Source organism: Planococcus sp. 1R117A, from assembly GCF_051417975.1.
Classification (GTDB): Bacteria; Bacillota; Bacilli; order Bacillales_A; family Planococcaceae; genus Planococcus; species Planococcus shenhongbingii.
This window is the reverse complement of the sequence record NZ_JBPRLO010000003.1, coordinates 20,190-39,867: the sequence shown is the minus strand read 5'-3', so window position 1 is coordinate 39,867 and position 19,678 is coordinate 20,190. Positions and strand designations below refer to the sequence as shown.

Below are 19,678 nucleotides of genomic sequence, written 5' to 3'. Positions count from 1 at the left end.
GAAAGGAACGTGTAAACTATGGAAGAAGAATTACAGCCAACCAGAAAACGGCGCAAAAAGAAACGCTTACGTTTTCGGGGCATTTTGCTCCTGTTGTTCATCGCAGTTGCGGCAGCAGGAATTTATGCTTTTTTGCAATTTCAAAGCGGATATAAGATAGCTGAAGATACAGAACAACAACCAGTGGAATTCAACGGCGATCCAGAGAATGGGGAATTCCAGAACATTTTGATTGTCGGAGTCGACTCACGGGGAGAAGAAAAATCCCGGTCGGATACGATGATGCTGTTATCACACGATAAAAAAACGGATGAAGTAAAATTGACTTCATTCATGCGTGACATTTACGCCGACATTCCAGGCTATCAATCGTATAAATTGAACACCGCTTATTATTTAGGCGGTGCGGATCTCCTGGCTGATACGCTGCGTGGCATGTTCGGGGTGGAAATCCATCATTTCGCCCAAATCGATTTCTCGAATTTCGAACAATTGGTTGATATCGCGGCGCCAAACGGTGTGGAAGTGGATGTCGAAAAAGATATGTCTAAAAATATCGGCGTTACTTTAGAGCAAGGCGTCCAGCATTTAAATGGCAAGGAACTTCTTGGGTATGCACGTTTCCGTGCTGACGAAGAAGGCGATTTCGGCCGGGTCCGTCGCCAGCAGCAAGCTCTTGCGGCATTGAAAGATGAACTGATCAGCGTTTCGGCGATTCCGAAATATCCGAAACTTGCTGGAGCGGTCCAAGGCTATATCCAGACCGACGTTTCCACTTCTGACCAAGTAAAGCTGGCTGTCCAGTTGGCGATGAGCGGCGGCGGTGAGTTGGAACGCCTGACAATTCCCGTGAAAAACAGTTATAGCTTCCAAAGCTACTCTCACGCAGGATCAGTCATCGAAATGGATTTAGAACATAATAAACAAGCCCTTTCCGAATTTTTATCACAACCACTCAATTAAAATATCAGATAATATGCTAAAATTAATGCATACCGATATTAATAGAAAGTAGGAGTGGCATGGAGACGGAAAAACAATCTTTCTTCTCAACAAATTTTATCCGTTTTCTCGGAGGAACCAACTTATTATTCACTTTGATCGCGCTAGTGCTGATCGGCTTGGTTATTTTCATATTCCGGGAAGTGTCGTTCATATTCGAACCGCTGCTCGTATTTCTGAAAACCATTTTACTGCCGGTTATTCTGGCACTTGTGCTGTATTATTTGCTGCGCCCGGTCCTTCGGATGCTGGAAGGCTTCCGGATACCAAGGATTTGGGGGATTGTCATCATCTTTGTGGCGTTAACCGGGCTGATTACTTTGCTCATCGTACTGGTGCTGCCGTTTCTGCGCGAGCAGACGCAAAGGCTGATTCTGGAGTTTCCGGATTACTTTATGCAGCTGCTGACAGATGTTGATGCATTTTTAAGAACATCGTATCTCGGCGAATACTATGTTAATTCGAGTTTGAATATCGAAGAGCTGCTTACTACGCTGCCCACTACATTCAATGAAACTTTCCAGGCAACCGCTACAAGCATGCTGTCCCGGCTGACGGAATTCATCAGCACGGTTACAGGCGTTGTTTTATCCATTATCATCGTTCCTTTCATTTTGTTTTATTTGCTAAAAGACGGTGAAAAATTTCCTGCTTTTATCCTGAAACTCTTGCCGCCGCGGTTCCGTGAAGACACAAAATCTGTTTTCCATGAAGCGGACCGCCAAATCGGCGCCTATATCCAAGGAAAGATCATCGTCGGGATTTTTATCGGTGTGATGGTGTATATCGGGTTCTTAATCATCCAACTTGATTATGCATTGCTGTTCGGCTTCCTGGCTGGAGTTACCAGCATCGTTCCTTATATTGGACCGGCGATCGCTTTTGCACCGGCAGCCATTGTCGGGATTGTGATCTCGCCATTTATGCTGTTGAAGGTCGGTATTGTCTGGACGATTGTGCAGATCTTTGAAAGCAACCTGATTTCTCCGCAAGTTATGGGAAAAACGATGATTATTCATCCCATCACGATTATTTTCGTGTTGCTTACAGCAGGATCCCTGTTCGGCATTGCGGGCGTCATTCTTGGCATTCCAGCCTACGCCATCATTAAAGTACTAGTTGCTCATTTTTACAAATTATTCAAGCGCCGCTATAATAAACATGAAGTCAATCTGGAAAATCAATACGATTACACCGAATTGCTGTAACCGTTTAAAGTAGTTTTTCTTGTGGTAAAGAAGGATTAGCAAATACTGGAGGGTGCCGTTTTATGAATTTCAAACAATTCCTTAGTTCAATTGGTATTGGTTCTTTAAAAATCAATACAGTCGTTGAGAGGCCGCATTTAGAAGAAGGTGAAACTTTGAACGGGACGGTTTACTTTACCGGCGGAAACAGCGACCAAGAGATAGAATACATTGAGCTGAACGTCGTAAAGCAAATTGAAAATTATCGTGAAGACAGCGATTTTGATGTGATTGAAAACATCGTCGCTAAACAGTCGTTGGAATTTATCGGTTCTGTCAAGTCAAAAGACGCTGCCATGCACCAATTTGATATTGTGCCGGATGAACGCTGGCTTCTGCAGAATTCAAAAGGAAAACTGATCCTTCGGACGATTGTCCATATTGTGAATGGTATAGATGTCCAAGATGAAGATGAAATTTCCTATGGATCAGAAGAAAACTTCTAGCATGAGATAAAAAAAAGGCATTCAAATTGAAAACCAATTTGAATGCCTTTTAAGTTTTTAGGAGCGTGATTGATATGACTTTAGTGAACAATAAAAGTCTGGCCAGAAAAATAGAAGCCATCAAAAGCCGCGGAACAAAGGAATACATAATAAAACACAAAGAAATGAATCCAGCTGCCAATATGGATTACTTGGCCTTGCAAGGAAAAGGAGACGTTTTCTGCACCGGCAATGTCTGTTTCGGCATCGGCTTTGGCCAGGACGGTGTACTTGTGGAAAATGATTTGAATGTTATTGAAGACTTTATCCGAAAGAGAAAAGAAGTGGCGCATGCCGAATTTGAACTCGCGCCTTTTTGTGATCCGCTGTTATTGGCTCTGCTCCAGGAACGGAACTATACATTCGATCATTTTTTGGCTGTCTGGATTATTGAACTTGAAAATTGGCAGCCTAAAGAAAACCGCTTGAAAGATGAAGCAGTGACGGTTGCAGAAGTGTCAGGGGAAGAAACTTATGAGTGGGCGTGGACCGTGGCTTTAGGCATTTCAAGAGACAATACCGTGACGGAAGAATTGATGGAGTCGACACGCACCTTCTTGGAAGTCTCCAATACAGCTGGATTCTTGTTGAAAGCAAATGGAGAAAGCATAGCAGGAGCAACGATTGCAATAGACGGAAAGCTTGGAGAGCTGTTTTTAACGAGCACCGTCCAGGCTTTCAGGGGAAGGGGCTTTCAGAACCTGCTGATTGAAGAACGGCTGCGCTATGCCAAAGAAAAAGGCTGCAGCCATGTCACGGTTACTACTCAGCCGGATACCGCGTCGGCCCGGAATATGGAACGGAATGGTTTTCAGCTCATGTACAATAAAGCCGTCGTCAAAAGCCCGCACATCCATTAAACCAGCATCTGCTAACAAAGCAGATGCTTTTTCTTTTGGTTTTCAAAAATGAATCGTTAAAGTGAATTGGCATAATATATGTAAAAAACTACATAAGGTAAATTGATAAAAATTCAAAATAAGCAACCAAGAAAAAAGAGCGAATCAGCAAAAAAGAAAAAGGGAAATAGAGTAAAGCTTTGCTAAAATAAATTTATTTAAGGGATGGTTAAGGATAAAGAAACCATCCATTGATGCTAAATTCCAATAAAAAAAGGAGAGCTGCCAAACAGCGAGCTCTCCAGTCTTAGCAGTTTGCTTTAATCAAGCAATTGTTATTTTCCGTGCAATAGGACGCCGCCCGTGCAGCTGCCAATAAGCAAAAGCAAAAATAAACAGCTCATCCAAGCATCGAGCCGGCTCAGCTTCACTGGCTTAAAATATGCCGTCCGTGCTTCTCCGGTGAACCCGCGGGCCTCCATGGCGAACGCCGACCGTTCTGCTTTCCTTACTGCGCCAGCAAGCATTGGTATGAGAAGCCGGCGCATGCTGAACAGCCGCTGCACTAAACGTTTTTCCGTATCCAAACCACGGAGCCGGTGTGCTTGCTGGATTTGCGTGAATTCGTCTTTCATCACCGGCAAAAACTGATAGCCGACCATGATGCCGTAAGCCAATTTCGGCGAAAGCTTCAGCTGTTGCATCAAGCTCATGATAAATTTTACCGGATCGGTGGTGAAGGCAAACATCAGCGATAAAGTGGAAAACGCTAAAACTCGAAATGCCAGTGATAAAGCGGTATCCAGTTGTTCTGCGGTCACATCGAAATTTGCAACCGACCAAATCACTTCGCCGCCGGTATCAGCACCGAACACAATCGTCGTCCAAAGATATCCGAATGCTCCAAGCAAAAACGGCAGCATGAACAGCGCCCAAATTTTCCAATTGATGCGGCTGAACAAAACTTGCAAAACCAATACAGCCAGCCAGAATAAAAAGGGTGTCCAAGGGTTGAAGAAAAACGCAATCGTCAGCATCGAGACAGCCACAATTAAGAATTTCGCGGAAGGATTCATATCATGCAAAAGTTTTCGCATAGCGCGGGACTCCTTTCGGCGGCAAAAGATGATGTTCAGCCAGCAGTTGCTCGTCGTTCCAGACTTCACCTGCTTCATACTTGCCCGTCAATTGTCCATCTTTTATTAAAAGGACGGAATCGGCAACGCTTGCGGCAAACTCCATATCATGCGTAATGATGAAGGTGGTCACCCCTTCACGCGCCCGTTCAGTGATCAGCTCGAATAATTCCAATAATGCCGCTGCGTCCTGGCCTGAAGTCGGTTCATCCATCAACAGGACCGGCCGCTTGTCAGCAAGCATGGCACCGATGGCGATGCGCCTCTTTTGCCCGTGGCTCACCGAGAAAGGGTGTGCGTCTTTTATTTCCTTTAAGCGCAAACGTTCCATCAATTCTTCCAACTCGTTTGCTGAAGAAACACCAGAAAACGCCAGTTCCGCTGCCACGGTTTTCTCGAGAAACAGGTATTCCGGTGACTGCGGCACATAGCCGGCGCCGTCAGACTTCACCGTTCCGCCAGATAAAGCGTAAATTCCGCATAAGGCTTTCATCAATGTCGATTTTCCGCTGCCATTCGGTCCGGCGATGACGACCACTTCGCCGCGTTTTGCATTAAATGACAGCGGTGATAGCAGTTCTTCGTCTTTCATCCGCACTGAAATTTCATTTGCCATTAAAGCCGTTTCTGAGCCGGCTGCTGAAATCCGTCCAGGGAATAAAACCGGCTGCCGAAGAACAAAAGAGGCATCGGCGATCATCTTTCCGCCAAAGTCCAAAGCGATTTCCCGGTTGAAAAACGATTTCCATAAATCCAGGCGGTGTTCCACGGCTACAATTGTCAAATTGAAGCTTTTCTGGAGGTCATCCAGCCATTCGATAAACTGTTTCGCCGTATAGGGATCGAGATGGGAAATCGGCTCATCGAGCAGCAGCACTTCCGGTTCCATAATCAATGCACAAGCGGTCGCGACGCACTGTTTCATACCGCCTGACAGTGACTGGATCACCGACTGGCGCAGATGGGAAAGGCCGGTCAACTGCAGCACTTCTGCAATGCGCGGATCCATCTCCACAAAAGGGACATGCAGATTCTCCAGCGTAAACGCCAATTCTTCTTCGACCGTCGGCATGCAGAACTGCGAATCCGGATCCTGGAAAACGGTGGCTACCCGGCGGTTGATTTCACCGGGAGCGTAGTGTTCGGCATTTTTGCCGAATAAGTGGATGGCACCGCTGGCAATGCCGTCGCAATTAAGTGGGTATAACCGGTTCAGCAAATACAAGAGTGTGCTTTTCCCGCAGCCGCTCGGACCGGAAATCACGACTCGTTCACCGCGGCTAATGCTAAAGGAAATATCATTTAAGGTATTGCTTGCATCATCGGGGAAGCGGAAGCTCACATTTTCTAAGGAAAATAGGTCGTCATGCACCTGCATCACCTTTATCCGCACGGGCAATGGCGTAGCCGCGCAGTGAACCGGTCGCAAGCAGGCCATCCGTTAAATACTTGCCTCCGATGCCTGCAATAATCATGCCGCTCAACACGCGAAGCGTGAACATCAATGCCACAAAAGACGGATCGAGCGCTGCGTAGCCGGAGATGAAATAACCGTAAACAAAACTGAATACGGCAGAACCGGCGCCGGCAAGCATCAATACGGCTAAGTTGAAATGTTTGTAGCCGGTCACCGCAAAAGCTGCTTCTGCACCTAATCCCTGGATAATGCCGGATAACAGAAGGCGAGGGCCGACTGCATTGCCGAGCAACACTTCAATCGCCGCTGCCATCGATTCCGACAGCACTGCCGCTCCGGGCTTGCGAATGATGTACATGCAAATAATCGAGACGATAAACCAGATGCCGAACATCCATTCATAGGCCAGCGGGCCGATGATGCCGGCCCATATATTTGAGATATGGACAAATAGCAAATAGACAATGCCAAAAACAATGGCAAACAGCGACATCAGTACTACTTCTTTCAGCTTCCACGATTTAAGCATTGGAGGCACCTCTATGGGAAGGGCTATTAATGCTCATCGATACAGTCATCACCAGATGGCGGTGCTCGTCCGAGCGGGCATTCGTAAACGCTTCTTCATAAAAGGCGAAAACCTCATGGATATCGCCGTGAATGCCGCTCGCGTAATGCATGGACTCGTTAAAGACGCCTTGCTCTTTCGCCCGGTCTACTTCCCGGTAAATGACTGCCATATAATCGGGGTTGTTCATCGGGTAAAGGGCAAACTGAGAAGAGACATATTGCTTGGTGTCATCTGTATTGAGCAGGACATCGTCTTTGTCCAAGTAGACGTCGCCAGCAGAATCGCCCGGACAGCCGATGGAGAACGTGCCGGACAGCGCGACATGTTCTCCGGTTTTCGCGGCATGCAGCGTCAGAGCTTTTGCCACATTGAAGACATGGTTTTGTTTGCCGCGGATTACGGTTGAAACATCATCGGTGTACATCCAGACGTTCGACGTATCTGTGCCGTTCAACGCCCCTTTAATCACTTGGATAAAATCCCCTGTCATCGGATGCAAAGAAAAGCGAAATCCGACAATCGGGCTCGTGCCGCATTGCAATGGTTCCATATTAAAATCTCCTCCTAAAAATTTGCACAAAAAAAGGCTGCACCCGTGAAGATGCAGCCACTATTCCATGCAAATAAATTCAGAAAGATCTAATTGCGGATAGTCACCGCACTTCCTCACGCCAGTATTATCTGGATCGAGTCATAAGGGATCGAAGCTTGCGCTTGCATCTCAGCCGAAAATCGGGCACCCCCAGTGCAGAAAACGGTATACAGTTTTTTGTGCCCGGGATTTGTCCCGATGGGCCTAGTGTAGCGGAAGGGGTGGGGAATGTAAAGGGGATTTAGATTTTGGTTTTTGCAATCAGGCCATTTTTAGATTTATACTGAAAATTTAGAAATACTAAAATATTGTAACTATATAGTCACAAAGCTAAAGAAAATGTAATATTTTTTTAATATTCATGAAACTTTTACATCATTTTGCCGTATTATTAGAAAAGATAAATAATAAATTTTAAGGGGGAATTAGTATGCAGGAAGCAGCTTATGAAGGTGGAAATTTAACTGATTAAATCCTATGGACGAGGAAGAAAAGATAAAAAATTCAAAAACTGAAGAGGTGGCATTTACTTGTCCATACGGCTATGGGGGATTTCAAAGATAGAAGCTGGGAATGTAAACTCCGTGGAAACTAACGCTTAATGGCTTAGGGGAAGGCTAGTTAGAAAAATCACAAAAAATGGGAGTTTGTCATGAATACTATAGACTGGTTTGAAAGATTAACTCATACATTAGAAACTTATCAACAAAACAACAACACTGATCCGCACCGGCTGCAATTCCACTTAATGCCCGCGGTGGGTTTGTTGAACGACCCAAATGGACTCATCCGGTATAAAGGAAGTTATCATGTATTCTTTCAATGGCATCCGTTTGGGACCGTACATGGACCTAAATGTTGGGGCCATTGTACATCTCAAGATCTCGTCTATTGGCAAGAACACCTGCCATCCCTCGTTCCGAGTGAATGGTATGAAAGAGACGGCTGTTTTTCTGGAAGTGCTGTTGAAGTGGATGGAGATATGGTGCTATTTTACAGTGGAAACGTTGAACACGAAAACGGCATGCTTGAAACCTATCAATGTATGGCCGTTTCCCATAACGGTTTTGATTTCGAGAAAAAGGGTCCTGTTATTTTACTGCCAGAAGGATACACGTCCCATTTCCGAGACCCGAAAGTATGGAAACGAGATGGTGTCTGGTACATGGTTGTGGGTGCCCAAACATTTTTTCAAGAAGGTGCCGTGGTGCTGTTTGCTTCAACAGATTTGAAGGAATGGGAGCTCAAAGGAATATTAGCCGGGAATCGGCTTAATGGATTAGTGAATTTTGGCTATATGTGGGAGTGTCCGGATTTCTTTGAACTTGATGGAAAAGATATCTTGATCGTTTCACCTCAAGGGTTGGAAGCAAAAGAAACCTTTTATCACAATGAGTTTCAGTCAGGATATTTTGTTGGGAAATGGAAAGTCGGAACAACCGAGTTTCCACATAGTGAATTTATTGAACTTGATCGGGGGTTTGATTTCTATGCCCCACAAACATTTCAAGATAATCATGGAAGAAGGATCATGCTTGGCTGGATGGGAATAACAGACGAACAGGAACCCCATCAACCAACAATTGAAAAAGGTTGGGTGCATGCATTGACGATTCCTCGGGAAATAGAGCTGAGAAACAACCGGATTATTCAAAAGCCGGTGCAAGAACTCCAAAAGTTGCGAGAAGCTAAAGGATTCCAATGCCAAGCAAGCATCGAAAATGAAACAAAGACTTTGCCAGAACTGGCGGGGATAGTAAGTGAAATCAAAATTCATTTCCACCAAAATCTTGCCGACACCGTAAAGATCGAGATCCGTAAAAACCTGTCAATCATCTATGTGCAACATATGAAGCGTTTGACGTTAGAGAGAAAGCGGTTCATCGATGGCAAAGTCGAAAGCCGAAGCTGCTTCTTGGACAAACTTGAGGACCTTCATTTCTTCCTGGACACAAGCTCTATAGAACTATTTGTCAATGGAGGAGAGGAAGTGTTTACGGCGCGATTTTTTGCTGAAGCACATGATGTAGATGTTTCCCTTACAGCAGATGGGCAGGTGGATGTAACTCTTGAAAAGTGGAATTTGCGGAATCCGAAAGAGCTTTGAATCATTCCAAGATAAAGGCGCAAAGATTAAAGCTATTGCATTATCGAGTTCTTCAAACTAGGTGCAGAGCTATTGGCCAAAGTTACTTCGGCCGGTGGCTTTGCTCCATATTTTTTATAATACCAGAAGAAAAAGTGGAAGCCGTGTCTGCCTAAAGAGGCTTCTTCAGCTCGTTTCAGTTTTGGATTACTTGGTCCACTAACCGTATAGGCAGGTTACACAAAAGGGGGAATTTCATATGTTTGACGTAGTCGCACTTGGTGAACTTTTGATTGATTTTACACCAGCCGGAAAATCTGCAAATGGAAATACCTTGTTTGAAACGAACCCTGGTGGAGCACCTGCTAATGTTCTAGCAACGCTAGCTAAATTCAATGCGAGGACTGCATTTATAGGGAAGGTGGGGACTGACCAATTCGGCTCTTTTTTAGGGCATACACTACAAAAAGGCAAAATCGATACGCAAGGCTTAGTTTATTCAGAAGATGTAAATACGACATTGGCGTTTGTTCATCTGAAGGAAGACGGCGATCGCTCTTTCCAATTTTACCGTTCCCCTGGAGCAGACATCATGCTGAATGAACAAGAAGTCGATATTGTAATGGTTCAAAGTGCGAAGATCTTTCATTTTGGTTCTCTTTCGATGACACATGAACCGGCAAAAACGGCAACATTAAAAGCAGTAAAAGCGGCACAAGAGAAAGATGTTTTAATTTCTTATGATCCTAATCTGCGCCCGGCGCTTTGGGAAAGTTTAAGCCACGCAAAAGAAACGATCATTGAAGGCCTGCAGTATGCGGATATTCTGAAAATATCTGAAGAAGAATTGGAATTTATTACGGACATTCGTGATCTTGAAGTAGGGTCACAATTTTTGTTTGAGAAATTCGGTCTGAAAATTGCCTTAATCACTTTAGGTTCGAAAGGCTGTTTTTATCGATTTGGCAAAGATACAGGGCATGTAAATGGATTCCAAGTAAATACTATTGATACCACGGGAGCAGGAGACATATTTTTGGGAGCTTTTTTGCATCAATTTATCAAGAAAGAGATCTCTTGGGATTTAGTTCAAGCAGAAGACGTTGAAGAAATGATTTTATTTGCTAACGCGGCTGCGGCTTTGGGAACGACTAAAAAAGGTGCGATTCCTGCAATTCCTCACTTAAACGATGTGAATGAATTGATTGATGGAAGAAAGTGAACAGCCGAAAATAGCCGCTGTGCGAGCCGGAATTTAATATCGCCTTAAAAAACCGCAATGTTCCGGATTGCGGTTTTTGTATTTTTATCTGGAAAGTAAGCGGACTACGCAAACAGTCACTGATATGATAAATCCGGTTTTCTGCAGTGTAAGTTTAAGGCAACAAAAAAACGCCCCGAAGGACGTTTTCCTGATCAGCGATTGCGCAGCTTAGACAATAACCGGAGAATTTCAAGATACAACCAAACCAATGTCACCAGCAAACCGAAAGCGCCGTACCATTCAAAATATTTCGGGACACGTCTTTCGGATGCATTTTCAATAAAGTCGAAGTCCAGCACCAGATTGAGAGCGGCGATAATGACAATGACAACAGAAATTGCAATGCCTATAGGCGATGATTCATGCAGGTAAGGAATTTGAAAACCGAAAAAACTGCCGATAAACGAAATCAGGTAAACGATGAAGATGGCGCCAGTAGCGGCCACGACACCCATCCTGAAATTCTGGGTGACTTTGATAAAGCCCGACTTATAAGCGAGCAGCAAACTCAGCAGCACACCGATCGTCAGAAGGACCGCCTGGAAGACGATACCGCCGTATTGGACTTCGTACTGCGCCGATACCGCACCAAGAAACAACCCTTCCAACAACGCATAAAGCGGCGCTGTGAAAGGCGACACTTTCGGTACAAAAATCGTGATTAAAGCTACAATCAGTCCGCCGATGGCTCCCACCAGGATTAACGGCATTGCGCTGTTTGGATTGCTGAGGAACTGATTCCAGGAATAGACGGACGTAGCCAGCAATAAAAGCATTAGAATTAATGTCTTATTCACAGTGCCTTGGATGGTCATTTGCTTGCCTGCTACAGCCCCATCGAATTTTTTGAACGACTCATCATTTAAACTCGGGTTTCCACTTCTCAATTGTCTCACCTCTTTTAATAGTTGAAGCAGCTTCAATTATCTCCCTACATTCCAAATGGACGAAATCAGTTAAATATAAGTTCAATTCTTTGAAAATGCTTCAACTTGTACTACGTTTCGGGCAAGCGGAAAGTTTCACTGAAATGTAATGAAGCGCACATTTTTTTGCTTATGCGGCGAAACGGAAATGGTTTGAAGAAAAAGAAGGGGAACAGAAAGTATTCTAGCAGGGAAAGATAGTAAACGAGATTGAAAGGAAAGTATTTTCGCCCGAAAGGAAAGTAAATCCGTATACTGGAACTAACTTTCTCTCCAGAGCCTAATAAATTACATCAAAAAAGGCTTTTCAGCAGAAAATTATGGCAGGATGTCTGGGCAGTGAACAGCGGACTGGAAAAGTTGCAGTGATTAATGAACGGAGGGTATAAGGCTTTAAAACGATATGCTTTTTATAGGTTCATATACCTCTATAAATGATCATCTTAATAATTCTTTTACAATAAAATTATCTTTTGCCCTATTGTGTATCTTTTCAAGCATTGGTATCATGAAAAACGATGCAAGTTTAATATAAATGTAAAATATATCTTATTTTATTTTTCGTCAAAACAAATATATATCAAAAATACATGAAATACATCAAGTTTCAAGTTGTTCAGTATTTATTCGGGAGGAACACCATGCGCTTTCAGGGAATCAGTTTAGAAGAACTAGAAGAATTAGAGCAAGAACTGCTGGGCCTTGGCGAAACCAAGCTCGGCGGTTTAAGCTATTCCAAGATAGAAGTGTACGATGCCATGCACAGCCAATTAGAGGCGCTGGTGCAAGACGATGAAGATTATCGCGCTTATTATAGCTACATCAAGAAAAAGTTAGTATCCTACTTATTGCGCTATGGCATGCACACGTACACGGATCATCTAACCATCTATGAGGATACGGAAAAGGTTCTGAAAAAAGTTCTTTCTTACGATTCCCAAAATCCGATTGCGGCTTATCGCCTCGGCTTTTTGGCTTACCGTTCAGGTATCCATAGCGAAGCGGTGATGTACCTCCAGCAGGCACTGAGCAGCCAGACTTTTTATACCGACAAGCGCTTTTTGCTGAACGCTGAACAAATCAGCCGCGCCGTCCTGTATTTGACGAATAGTGCTCTGCATACCGCCATCCAAGGTGAAGTGCCTTCGAGCGACATAATTTCCACCAGCTATACATCGTTGCCGACGCAGCTTTGCTACAACGACGGCATGCTGAAGAGCCACGCTTACCGAATCGTGACGCCTTTCGGTGCTGTGCTTTGCTCGGAAGAAGAAAGCGGCGAGCAGCAGATGAAGGATGTCATTTCACTGAAATTCAATAAATTTGGCGCTCTCTTGACCTACAATGGCATTTCGGAACAGCTGTCACCTGTCCAAGCCAATGTACTGCGCTATCTATTGGTGAAAACCCGCCGCGGTGAAGCGGCAACTCCATGGTCGCTGAAAGACTACTTCCTGTTTACGCATGTCATCACAGGCGTTCCGGAAAAAACATTTTCATTAGTGGTTGCAGAAGTGAAGCGAATCATGGCTGAAATGGAAATTCCAGCGTCGATAAAAGTGGCGGAAGATGAGAAATCCGGGTATTATTTTGACGGTTCGTCGCCATTCGTGGTAATCGACCGAGTGGATGAGGAACTGTCCCTCTAGCAGCCAGATTGAAGCCGATGGTTGAATTTTATTAATAAAGGTTTGACAGTAGTCACAATCTTTAATACTATTAGAAACATATTAAACACAATTGCATATGGAACATTATCAAGAGAGACCGAGGGACAGGCCCTATGACGTCCAGCAACCTACAGAGCGATCTGAGAAGGTGCTAATTCCTGCAGAATGATTTCATTCTGAGAGATAAGCCTAATCCATTCGGTGCCTCTTTCTTTATGAAAGAGGCATTTTTTATTGGCAAAAAAGGAGGGACACCATGATCAGCATCACGAATCTTTCAAAAGGCTATCAAACGAAAAAAGGAATGGTTACTGGAGTCGATAACGTCACGCTGACAATCAACGAAGGCGAGGTGTTCGGGATCGTCGGCTACTCAGGGGCTGGGAAAAGCTCCTTGCTTCGCTGCATGAACTTGCTGGAGCGCCCGACAAGCGGCGAAATTAAAGTTGACGGCTTGGATTTGGCCAAACTGAAAGGTGAAAAGCTGCGGCAAGCCAGGCTGAAAATCGGTATGATCTTTCAGCATTTTTACTTGATCAGCCAAAAGACCGTGGCTGAAAATATCGCTTTTGCATTGAAAGCGGCCAAGTTGCCAAAAGGGCAAATAGCGAAACGCGTCGACGAACTGCTCAACATGGTCGGCTTGACCGATAAGAAAGACGTCTATCCGGCACAGTTGAGCGGCGGCCAAAAGCAGCGTGTCGGCATTGCCCGGGCATTAGCAAATAACCCGTCCGTTCTGCTGTGCGATGAAGCCACATCCGCCCTCGACCCAAATACAACCTTATCGATTTTGCGGCTGCTGAAAAAAATCAACCGGGAGCTGAACATCACCATCGTGTTAATCACCCATGAAATGAATGTCGTGAAAGAAATCTGCGACCGCATGGCAGTGATGCAAGACGGCCGTGTCATCGAAGAAGGAGAAGTCTACGATTTGTTCTCAGCTCCGAAAGCGGAACTGACCAAGGAATTTATCTCATCGGTCGTATCGTTCGATGTGCCGCAGCCGATCCTTGCAGCTTGTACGGGACGTGTCATCAAAGTGCAGTTCAAGGGAGCGGTCGCCGGAGAAGGCGTCATCACCGATACGGTTCAGAACTTTGACGTCAAAGGGAATTTTCTCCATGGCTCAATCGAATATATACAGGAAAAGCCTCTTGGCTTGTTCTTGATGGAAATACAAGGCAGGGCCGATAACATTCACCGGGCCATCACTTATATGGAAGGCCGGGGAGCAAATGTGGAGGTGATTGCAAATGGGATTTGATTTTCAGCATATGATGGAATTGTGGCCGGACATCTCGAAAGCGTTCGGCGAAACTTTATATATGATCGGCGTGTCTCTCGCTATTGCGATCGTCATCGGCTTGCCGCTCGGCATCGTATTGTTTGTTACTGACAAAGGCTTGTTTTTGCAAAACCGTTTCATCAAATCCGTGTTAGGGTTTGCCGTCAATATGATCCGGTCGATTCCGTTTATCATCTTGCTTGTCGCTTTGATTCCACTTACAAAACTGTTGGTCGATTCCACAATCGGCCCAGCAGCAGCGAGCGTATCGCTGTCGGTTGCCGCGATTCCATTTTTCGCCCGTATCGTCGAGACGTCACTGCGTGAAATCGATAAAGGCGTCATCGAAGCAGCGGTTGCTGTCGGCGCCACGCCATGGATGATCATCAAAGATGTGCTGCTGCCGGAAGCGAAAGCCGGCATCATCCAAGGGATTACCATCACCATCATTTCACTCGTCGCTTACTCTGCGATGGCTGGAGTGGTCGGAGGCGGCGGCATCGGCGACTTGGCGATCCGCTTCGGCTATTACCGCTATGACAACACCATCATGATCGTCACCGTCGTCATCTTGATTGTTCTTGTCCAAATCCTTCAGCAATTGGGAGACTGGACTTCTAAAGCAGTAGACAAACGATAAATAAGGGAGAGAACCTCACATGAAAAAATTCTTATTGCCAGCTATCCTGCTCGTACTACTGACATTGCTCGCTGCTTGCGGCGGCGAAGAATCCAGCGCCGACAGCAAGTCCATCAAACTTGGCGGCACAGCCGGCCCATACAGCGATATGCTGACCCAAGCATTCAAACCGGCTCTTGAAGAAAAAGGCTATACAGTAGAAATCGTTGAATTCAGTGATTACATCCAGCCGAATAACGCTTTGGACACCGGGGATCTGGACGCTAACTTATTCCAGCACTCGGTTTACCTGGAAAACTTTTCGAAAGAAAACGGCATGGATTTGACCGGATTGATTACAGTGCCGACGGCTCCAATGGGTATTTATTCCAATAAATATGACTCAATCGAAGAAATTAAAGATGGTTCGACCATCGCCATCCCGAACGATCCGGTCAACGCTGCCCGGACATTCTTAATACTGCAGGATCACGGCTTGATCACTTTGAACCCCGATGCAGAGGAACTGACAGTTTCAGAAAAAGACATCGAAACAAACACGAAAAATCTGGTGTTCCAGCCGATCGAAGCCGGTGGATTGCCGCGTGCAGTTGAAAGCTCAGACTTGGCAGCTGTTCCAGGGAACTTCGCATTAGCGGCTGATATGGACTTGCTAGAGGCATTGGTTCTTGAAAACATGCCGGACCGATACCGCAACTTGGTAGCAGTTAAAACCGAAAACAAAGACACGCAGCTTTCAAAAGATCTGGTGGAAATCGTAGAATCACCGGAATTTGAAGCATTGATCGATTCTGATTTTGAAGGATTCGGCAAGCCGGAATGGATGGCAAACCGCTAAGAAAGGGAGATTATTGTGGAAGATATTGTTGTAAAAGGAGCCCCGGCTGAATATGTCTGTAATGTCGGGGTGCTCAATGGCCTTGAAGATAAACTGATTGACAGAAACATCAGGAAAGCGCTGATTTTGACCGGCACCAAATCCTGGAAAGCGCTGAAACCCTATTTTCCAGAACTCGAAAAAGTCGAAGTGGCTTTTGAAATCTACCGGGGGGAATGTTCTCTCCCTGAAATCGCCCGTGTTGCCGAAATCGCAAAATCTCTGGGAGCCGATGCCATTATCGGAGCCGGCGGCGGCAAAGTGCTTGATATCGCAAAAGCTGTTGCCAATGACAACGGCATCCCTTCGGTGCTGATTCCAACATTGGCATCAAACTGTGCGCCGTGGACACCGCTTAGTGTCATTTATACGGATGAAGGGACGATGACCCATTACACCATTTTTCCGGGAAGCGTCGATTTGTTATTGGTCGAACCAAGAGTGCTGATCGCCGCGCCGGTCCCGATGCTGATCGCCGGAATTGGTGACACCGTTGCCAAATGGTACGAAGCAGACGTTCAAATCAGCCGTTTTGAGGACCCGCCGATTGCCTTGAAAATCGCCCACTACACCGCCAGATTATGTGGCGACGAAATGTTCGAGAATGCAGAAGCGGCCATTGCTGACGCCAAACAAGGGGAATTATCGGACGCCTTCATCAAAGTGGCCGAAACCATTATCATGCTTGGGGGCATGGTCGGCGGCTTCGGTGAAAAATTCGGCCGCGTCGCAGGTGCCCATGCCATCCACAACGCTATGACCATCGCGCCTGAATCCCATCAGGCGCTGCACGGCGACAAAGTGGCTTACGGTGTATTGGTGCAACTGCTGCTCGAAGGGAAAACAGATGAAGCGGAGCGCTTGAAAGTATTCTATAAAAAAGTCGGCCTGCCTGCTTCATTGAAAGAAGTTGGGATTCCAAGCCAGTGGATTGAAGAAATCGCGGTACAGTCAACGCGACAAACCGAAACGATTCATGTGTTGAGGGAAGATCCGATTCAGGCAGATGAAGTTGCTGCGGTAATGACGAGAATCGAAGAAACCGTAAATGCACAAAGCAAGAATGAGGGTTTAACTTAAAGTCTAGCTTAGAGAGTTTATGTTGTTGAAAACATAAACCGCAACTCAAAAATCATTGTTAATACCGTTCGTAAATGCCGATGAAAATTAGTGAACGTTCGTAAAGTGTTTTGGCACTTTTACGAACGTTTTTTTGTTGTTTTTCAGCCTTTTTTAGAGCGTTCGGAAACCTGTACTTTTACGAACGGTTTTTTTAAAAAAACTTTATCTATTTTAACATTCTATTATTCAACCACTCCTCTTTATACAGAAGGCTGAAAGAAGATTATCTTATGCTCCGTTTGTAGGAGAAGGAAGTCGGTCATTTTCTATTTACTTTTCTATTTGAAACATCTTTTGTCTTGAGACAAGGAATTGGACGAGATACATAGATTACAGAATTAGATTTATAATTTAATGCTTTATGATGTGCACCGCCGTTTATTGAATAGAAAATCAAAAGGTTCCATATGATAAAACAAAATTCCTGGCAAAATATTATACAAACAGATGCCAAACTTTGTCAGTGAAAGAGGGATGGCGCTATTCGATGTGTAGATTTTTAAAGTGTCTCAATATTTAAATTTTCTGTAAGGGTTTACATTTCAGAATTCACTATTTATAATCGTATTAACATTAGATTGTCGACAATTAGACAATGTGGATAATGAGAGGGCGAATAAAAATGATGAATAATTTAGCGAAGTCTTCACTAAAGGAGAGAATTGCACAAGAACTACGTAAGTTAATATTTGAAGGTAAACTTACCCAGGGAGAAAAAATTACAGAGTCACAGATCTCACAAGACTTGGGTGTAAGTCGAACCTCAGTAAGAGAAGCTATGCTGCTGCTGGAATTAGAGGGGTTATTGATTTCATCCCCATATAAAGAAACCCGCGTAGCAACAATATCAAAAGAAGAAGTGATCGAGCTGCTCATTCCAATGAGAATCAAAATTGAAACCTATGCATTAAAAAAAGGCCGTCACTTATGGGATGAGAAAACGAAAGAACAATTTAAGGATATTCTTAAGAAAATGAAACAGGCAGTCATATTTGAAGATTTGCCAAGTTTCATTGAATTGGATATTCAATTTCATGAGTTAATTGTTACTGCTTCAGAATTAGACAATGTCATCCGGATTTGGGAAAGCCTAGTTCGCCGCATTCGCTTGCATTTTCTGTATCAAAACAGCAAATCAGTTTCATTACAAAAGTGGTTAGTCGAACATGAAGCGTTAGCTGAAAGCTTGTTAAAAGAGGATTCGCTGGAAATAGCTGTAGAAGAATTGGAAAAACATATCTATGAAACAAACATTCCGGATGTAAAATTTCTTGATTGACAATCGAAAGGGGTGGTGTATAAGCAGAAAGGTAAACAAAAGAAATAACAGAGGAGGAGAGAAGGTGTCAAAGTTAGAGATTTCGAACATCGATGTTTACGTCGTTAGTGGGCCTGATGCATTGTATAAGACCTCATCACTTTTCGGTGATCTTACCATTACAAATACTATTATAAGAATCCGAACGAAAGACGGGTACGAAGGTATCGGCAGTGCCATGTCATGGACTGAGGGTGGGATTGATCTCAGTTTAGCTGAAGCCATTCGGCATCTGGTCCCCTTTTTATTGGGAAAGTCGGCTTTGCATAGAGAAGAAATTTATAAGTTATTGGTGAGCCGGTGTGTGCATTTGACCCCCCTTGCACAATCCCCCCTAGACATTGCTTTATGGGATCTTGCGGCGAAATATGCCAATATGCCTTTATATCAATTTCTAGGCGGGGCACGGAGCAAGATTCTTTCCTATGCCAGCACTCCGTTCTTACCGAGCATTGAAGACTATATACAGCATGTTCATGAACTAATAAATCAAGGTTACCGGGCTATCAAGTTTCATACATGGTGCAAGCCTGAACAGGATTTGGCCTTAGTTGAAGCGATCCATGACGTTTTTAAAGATTCTGGCCTTACCTTTATGTTGGATGTAGAAAGTGCGTATACAAGGACTGAAGCATTAAAAGTTGCAAAAGTGTTAGAGGAATTTGGTTACGCTTGGTTTGAAGCACCATTACCCGACACAGATTTAGATGGATATGCGGAGCTCCGGACAAAAGTTCAAATTCCCATCCTCCCTGCAGGAAATACACTGCTGCATTTAAATCAAATTGAACAAGGAATCCAAAAAGGGTGTTGGTCAAGAGTCAGGGTGGATACCACTCTCGCCGGCGGTATAACCCAAACAAGAAAAATCATGGGGCTTGCTGAGGCCAATTCGATGACTGTAGAACTGCAATCATATGGTTATACGTTATCGCAAGCAGCGAATTTACACATGATGCTTGCTTTTCCAAATTGTTTATATTTTGAGCAGGCGACTCCAATTGAACCATTAGAATTCGCCGCATTGAATACAATAAGAACAGATAAACATGGATATGTTCATGCACCTGAAGGGAATGGCCTTGGTATTGATATGGACTGGGATTTGATAGAAACATCGGCCGTGCATAAAATGTCATTTGATTTACAGGCTTCATTAAATAAATAAAACAGAGCCTCTTAAAAAAATGACGGC

Annotated in this window: 18 protein-coding genes and 2 riboswitches; of the genes, 13 read left to right on the top strand and 5 right to left on the bottom strand. The window is 44.4% G+C overall.

The features are described from left to right. The first annotated feature begins 18 nt into the window (after positions 1–18). The 4 genes from ACSFXN_RS09930 to ACSFXN_RS09915 all read left to right on the top strand — a co-directional run bounded on the left by ACSFXN_RS09930 (position 19) and on the right by ACSFXN_RS09915 (position 3,594). Positions 19–963 carry an LCP family protein gene (locus ACSFXN_RS09930; protein WP_437149953.1) on the top strand — a complete coding sequence of 315 codons (945 nt, stop codon included), beginning with the start codon at positions 19–21 and terminating at the stop codon, positions 961–963. Between the two features lie 59 nt (positions 964–1,022). Then, positions 1,023–2,210, top strand: coding sequence for an AI-2E family transporter (locus ACSFXN_RS09925; RefSeq protein ID WP_437149952.1), 1,188 nt, complete (start codon positions 1,023–1,025; stop codon positions 2,208–2,210). A gap of 62 nt (positions 2,211–2,272) precedes the next feature. Beyond that, positions 2,273–2,695, top strand: coding sequence for a sporulation protein (locus ACSFXN_RS09920; protein ID WP_437149951.1), 423 nt, complete (start codon positions 2,273–2,275; stop codon positions 2,693–2,695). Between the two features lie 74 nt (positions 2,696–2,769). Then, positions 2,770–3,594, top strand: a complete 825-nt coding sequence (locus ACSFXN_RS09915) for a GNAT family N-acetyltransferase (RefSeq protein WP_437149950.1) — start codon at positions 2,770–2,772, stop codon at positions 3,592–3,594. Between the two features lie 314 nt (positions 3,595–3,908). Here the strand turns inward: ACSFXN_RS09915 and ACSFXN_RS09910 are convergent, their stop codons facing one another. The 4 genes from ACSFXN_RS09910 to ACSFXN_RS09895 are packed head-to-tail and all read right to left on the bottom strand — an operon-like array spanning position 3,909 to position 7,247. Next, a complete protein-coding gene (locus ACSFXN_RS09910; protein WP_437149949.1) occupies positions 3,909–4,670 on the bottom strand; it encodes an energy-coupling factor transporter transmembrane component T family protein in 762 nt (253 codons plus the stop codon). Further along, positions 4,651–6,087 (bottom strand): ABC transporter ATP-binding protein, encoded by a 1,437-nt coding sequence (locus tag ACSFXN_RS09905; protein ID WP_437149948.1) that lies wholly within the window; start codon positions 6,085–6,087, stop codon positions 4,651–4,653. Before ACSFXN_RS09905 ends, ACSFXN_RS09910 begins: the two co-directional genes overlap by 20 nt. After that, positions 6,074–6,655, bottom strand: coding sequence for an ECF transporter S component (locus ACSFXN_RS09900; protein ID WP_437149947.1), 582 nt, complete (start codon positions 6,653–6,655; stop codon positions 6,074–6,076). Before ACSFXN_RS09900 ends, ACSFXN_RS09905 begins: the two co-directional genes overlap by 14 nt. Continuing rightward, the gene (locus ACSFXN_RS09895; RefSeq protein WP_437149946.1) at positions 6,648–7,247 is read right to left on the bottom strand and encodes a YkoF family thiamine/hydroxymethylpyrimidine-binding protein; all 600 of its coding nucleotides are present in this window, start codon (positions 7,245–7,247) and stop codon (positions 6,648–6,650) included. The genes ACSFXN_RS09900 and ACSFXN_RS09895 overlap by 8 nt, the downstream gene beginning before the upstream one ends. A 96-nt stretch (positions 7,248–7,343) precedes the next feature. Further along, a riboswitch (TPP riboswitch) is annotated at positions 7,344–7,451 on the bottom strand. Positions 7,452–7,941: 490 nt separating this feature from the next. Between ACSFXN_RS09895 and ACSFXN_RS09890 the strand changes: the two genes are divergently transcribed. Next, complete coding sequence (locus ACSFXN_RS09890) at positions 7,942–9,396, top strand: glycoside hydrolase family 32 protein (RefSeq protein ID WP_437149945.1); 1,455 nt, start codon at positions 7,942–7,944, stop codon at positions 9,394–9,396. 238 nt (positions 9,397–9,634) lie between these two features. Beyond that, positions 9,635–10,597, top strand: coding sequence for a PfkB family carbohydrate kinase (locus ACSFXN_RS09885; protein ID WP_437149944.1), 963 nt, complete (start codon positions 9,635–9,637; stop codon positions 10,595–10,597). 194 nt (positions 10,598–10,791) lie between these two features. Here ACSFXN_RS09885 and ACSFXN_RS09880 read toward each other — a convergent pair whose 3' ends face one another. Continuing rightward, a complete protein-coding gene (locus ACSFXN_RS09880; protein ID WP_300989330.1) occupies positions 10,792–11,526 on the bottom strand; it encodes a Bax inhibitor-1/YccA family protein in 735 nt (244 codons plus the stop codon). A gap of 680 nt (positions 11,527–12,206) precedes the next feature. Here ACSFXN_RS09880 and ACSFXN_RS09875 point away from each other — a divergent pair. The 7 genes from ACSFXN_RS09875 to ACSFXN_RS09845 all read left to right on the top strand — a co-directional run bounded on the left by ACSFXN_RS09875 (position 12,207) and on the right by ACSFXN_RS09845 (position 19,651). Further along, complete coding sequence (locus tag ACSFXN_RS09875; protein WP_437149943.1) at positions 12,207–13,214, top strand: hypothetical protein; 1,008 nt, start codon at positions 12,207–12,209, stop codon at positions 13,212–13,214. Positions 13,215–13,316: 102 nt separating this feature from the next. Continuing rightward, a riboswitch (SAM riboswitch) is annotated at positions 13,317–13,425 on the top strand. 66 nt (positions 13,426–13,491) lie between these two features. Next, entirely contained in the window at positions 13,492–14,505 is a 1,014-nt protein-coding gene (locus ACSFXN_RS09870) for a methionine ABC transporter ATP-binding protein (RefSeq protein ID WP_437149942.1), read from the top strand. Next, positions 14,495–15,166, top strand: coding sequence for a methionine ABC transporter permease (locus ACSFXN_RS09865; RefSeq protein ID WP_300989327.1), 672 nt, complete (start codon positions 14,495–14,497; stop codon positions 15,164–15,166). Before ACSFXN_RS09870 ends, ACSFXN_RS09865 begins: the two co-directional genes overlap by 11 nt. 19 nt (positions 15,167–15,185) lie before the next feature. After that, positions 15,186–16,004 (top strand): MetQ/NlpA family ABC transporter substrate-binding protein, encoded by an 819-nt coding sequence (locus ACSFXN_RS09860; protein ID WP_437149941.1) that lies wholly within the window; start codon positions 15,186–15,188, stop codon positions 16,002–16,004. A 15-nt stretch (positions 16,005–16,019) separates the two neighbouring features. Continuing rightward, on the top strand, positions 16,020–17,123 hold the full coding sequence (locus ACSFXN_RS09855; protein ID WP_437149940.1) for an iron-containing alcohol dehydrogenase family protein: 1,104 nt from the start codon (positions 16,020–16,022) through the stop codon (positions 17,121–17,123). Positions 17,124–17,787: 664 nt separating this feature from the next. Beyond that, complete coding sequence (locus ACSFXN_RS09850) at positions 17,788–18,444, top strand: GntR family transcriptional regulator (protein WP_437149939.1); 657 nt, start codon at positions 17,788–17,790, stop codon at positions 18,442–18,444. A gap of 64 nt (positions 18,445–18,508) precedes the next feature. After that, a complete protein-coding gene (locus ACSFXN_RS09845) occupies positions 18,509–19,651 on the top strand; it encodes a mandelate racemase/muconate lactonizing enzyme family protein (protein ID WP_437149938.1) in 1,143 nt (380 codons plus the stop codon). Positions 19,652–19,678 lie beyond the last annotated feature (27 nt).

What these genes read in the sequence shown, in the direction of transcription:
- ACSFXN_RS09930 (WP_437149953.1), top strand. Translation starts at nt 19, where the DNA reads ATGGAAGAAGAATTACAGCCAACCAGAAAACGGCGCAAAAAGAAACGC.
- ACSFXN_RS09925 (WP_437149952.1), top strand. Translation starts at nt 1,023, where the DNA reads ATGGAGACGGAAAAACAATCTTTCTTCTCAACAAATTTTATCCGTTTT.
- ACSFXN_RS09920 (WP_437149951.1), top strand. Translation starts at nt 2,273, where the DNA reads ATGAATTTCAAACAATTCCTTAGTTCAATTGGTATTGGTTCTTTAAAA.
- ACSFXN_RS09915 (WP_437149950.1), top strand. Translation starts at nt 2,770, where the DNA reads ATGACTTTAGTGAACAATAAAAGTCTGGCCAGAAAAATAGAAGCCATC.
- ACSFXN_RS09910 (WP_437149949.1), bottom strand. Translation starts at nt 4,670, where the DNA reads ATGCGAAAACTTTTGCATGATATGAATCCTTCCGCGAAATTCTTAATT.
- ACSFXN_RS09905 (WP_437149948.1), bottom strand. Translation starts at nt 6,087, where the DNA reads ATGCAGGTGCATGACGACCTATTTTCCTTAGAAAATGTGAGCTTCCGC.
- ACSFXN_RS09900 (WP_437149947.1), bottom strand. Translation starts at nt 6,655, where the DNA reads ATGCTTAAATCGTGGAAGCTGAAAGAAGTAGTACTGATGTCGCTGTTT.
- ACSFXN_RS09895 (WP_437149946.1), bottom strand. Translation starts at nt 7,247, where the DNA reads ATGGAACCATTGCAATGCGGCACGAGCCCGATTGTCGGATTTCGCTTT.
- ACSFXN_RS09890 (WP_437149945.1), top strand. Translation starts at nt 7,942, where the DNA reads ATGAATACTATAGACTGGTTTGAAAGATTAACTCATACATTAGAAACT.
- ACSFXN_RS09885 (WP_437149944.1), top strand. Translation starts at nt 9,635, where the DNA reads ATGTTTGACGTAGTCGCACTTGGTGAACTTTTGATTGATTTTACACCA.
- ACSFXN_RS09875 (WP_437149943.1), top strand. Translation starts at nt 12,207, where the DNA reads ATGCGCTTTCAGGGAATCAGTTTAGAAGAACTAGAAGAATTAGAGCAA.
- ACSFXN_RS09870 (WP_437149942.1), top strand. Translation starts at nt 13,492, where the DNA reads ATGATCAGCATCACGAATCTTTCAAAAGGCTATCAAACGAAAAAAGGA.
- ACSFXN_RS09865 (WP_300989327.1), top strand. Translation starts at nt 14,495, where the DNA reads ATGGGATTTGATTTTCAGCATATGATGGAATTGTGGCCGGACATCTCG.
- ACSFXN_RS09860 (WP_437149941.1), top strand. Translation starts at nt 15,186, where the DNA reads ATGAAAAAATTCTTATTGCCAGCTATCCTGCTCGTACTACTGACATTG.
- ACSFXN_RS09850 (WP_437149939.1), top strand. Translation starts at nt 17,788, where the DNA reads ATGATGAATAATTTAGCGAAGTCTTCACTAAAGGAGAGAATTGCACAA.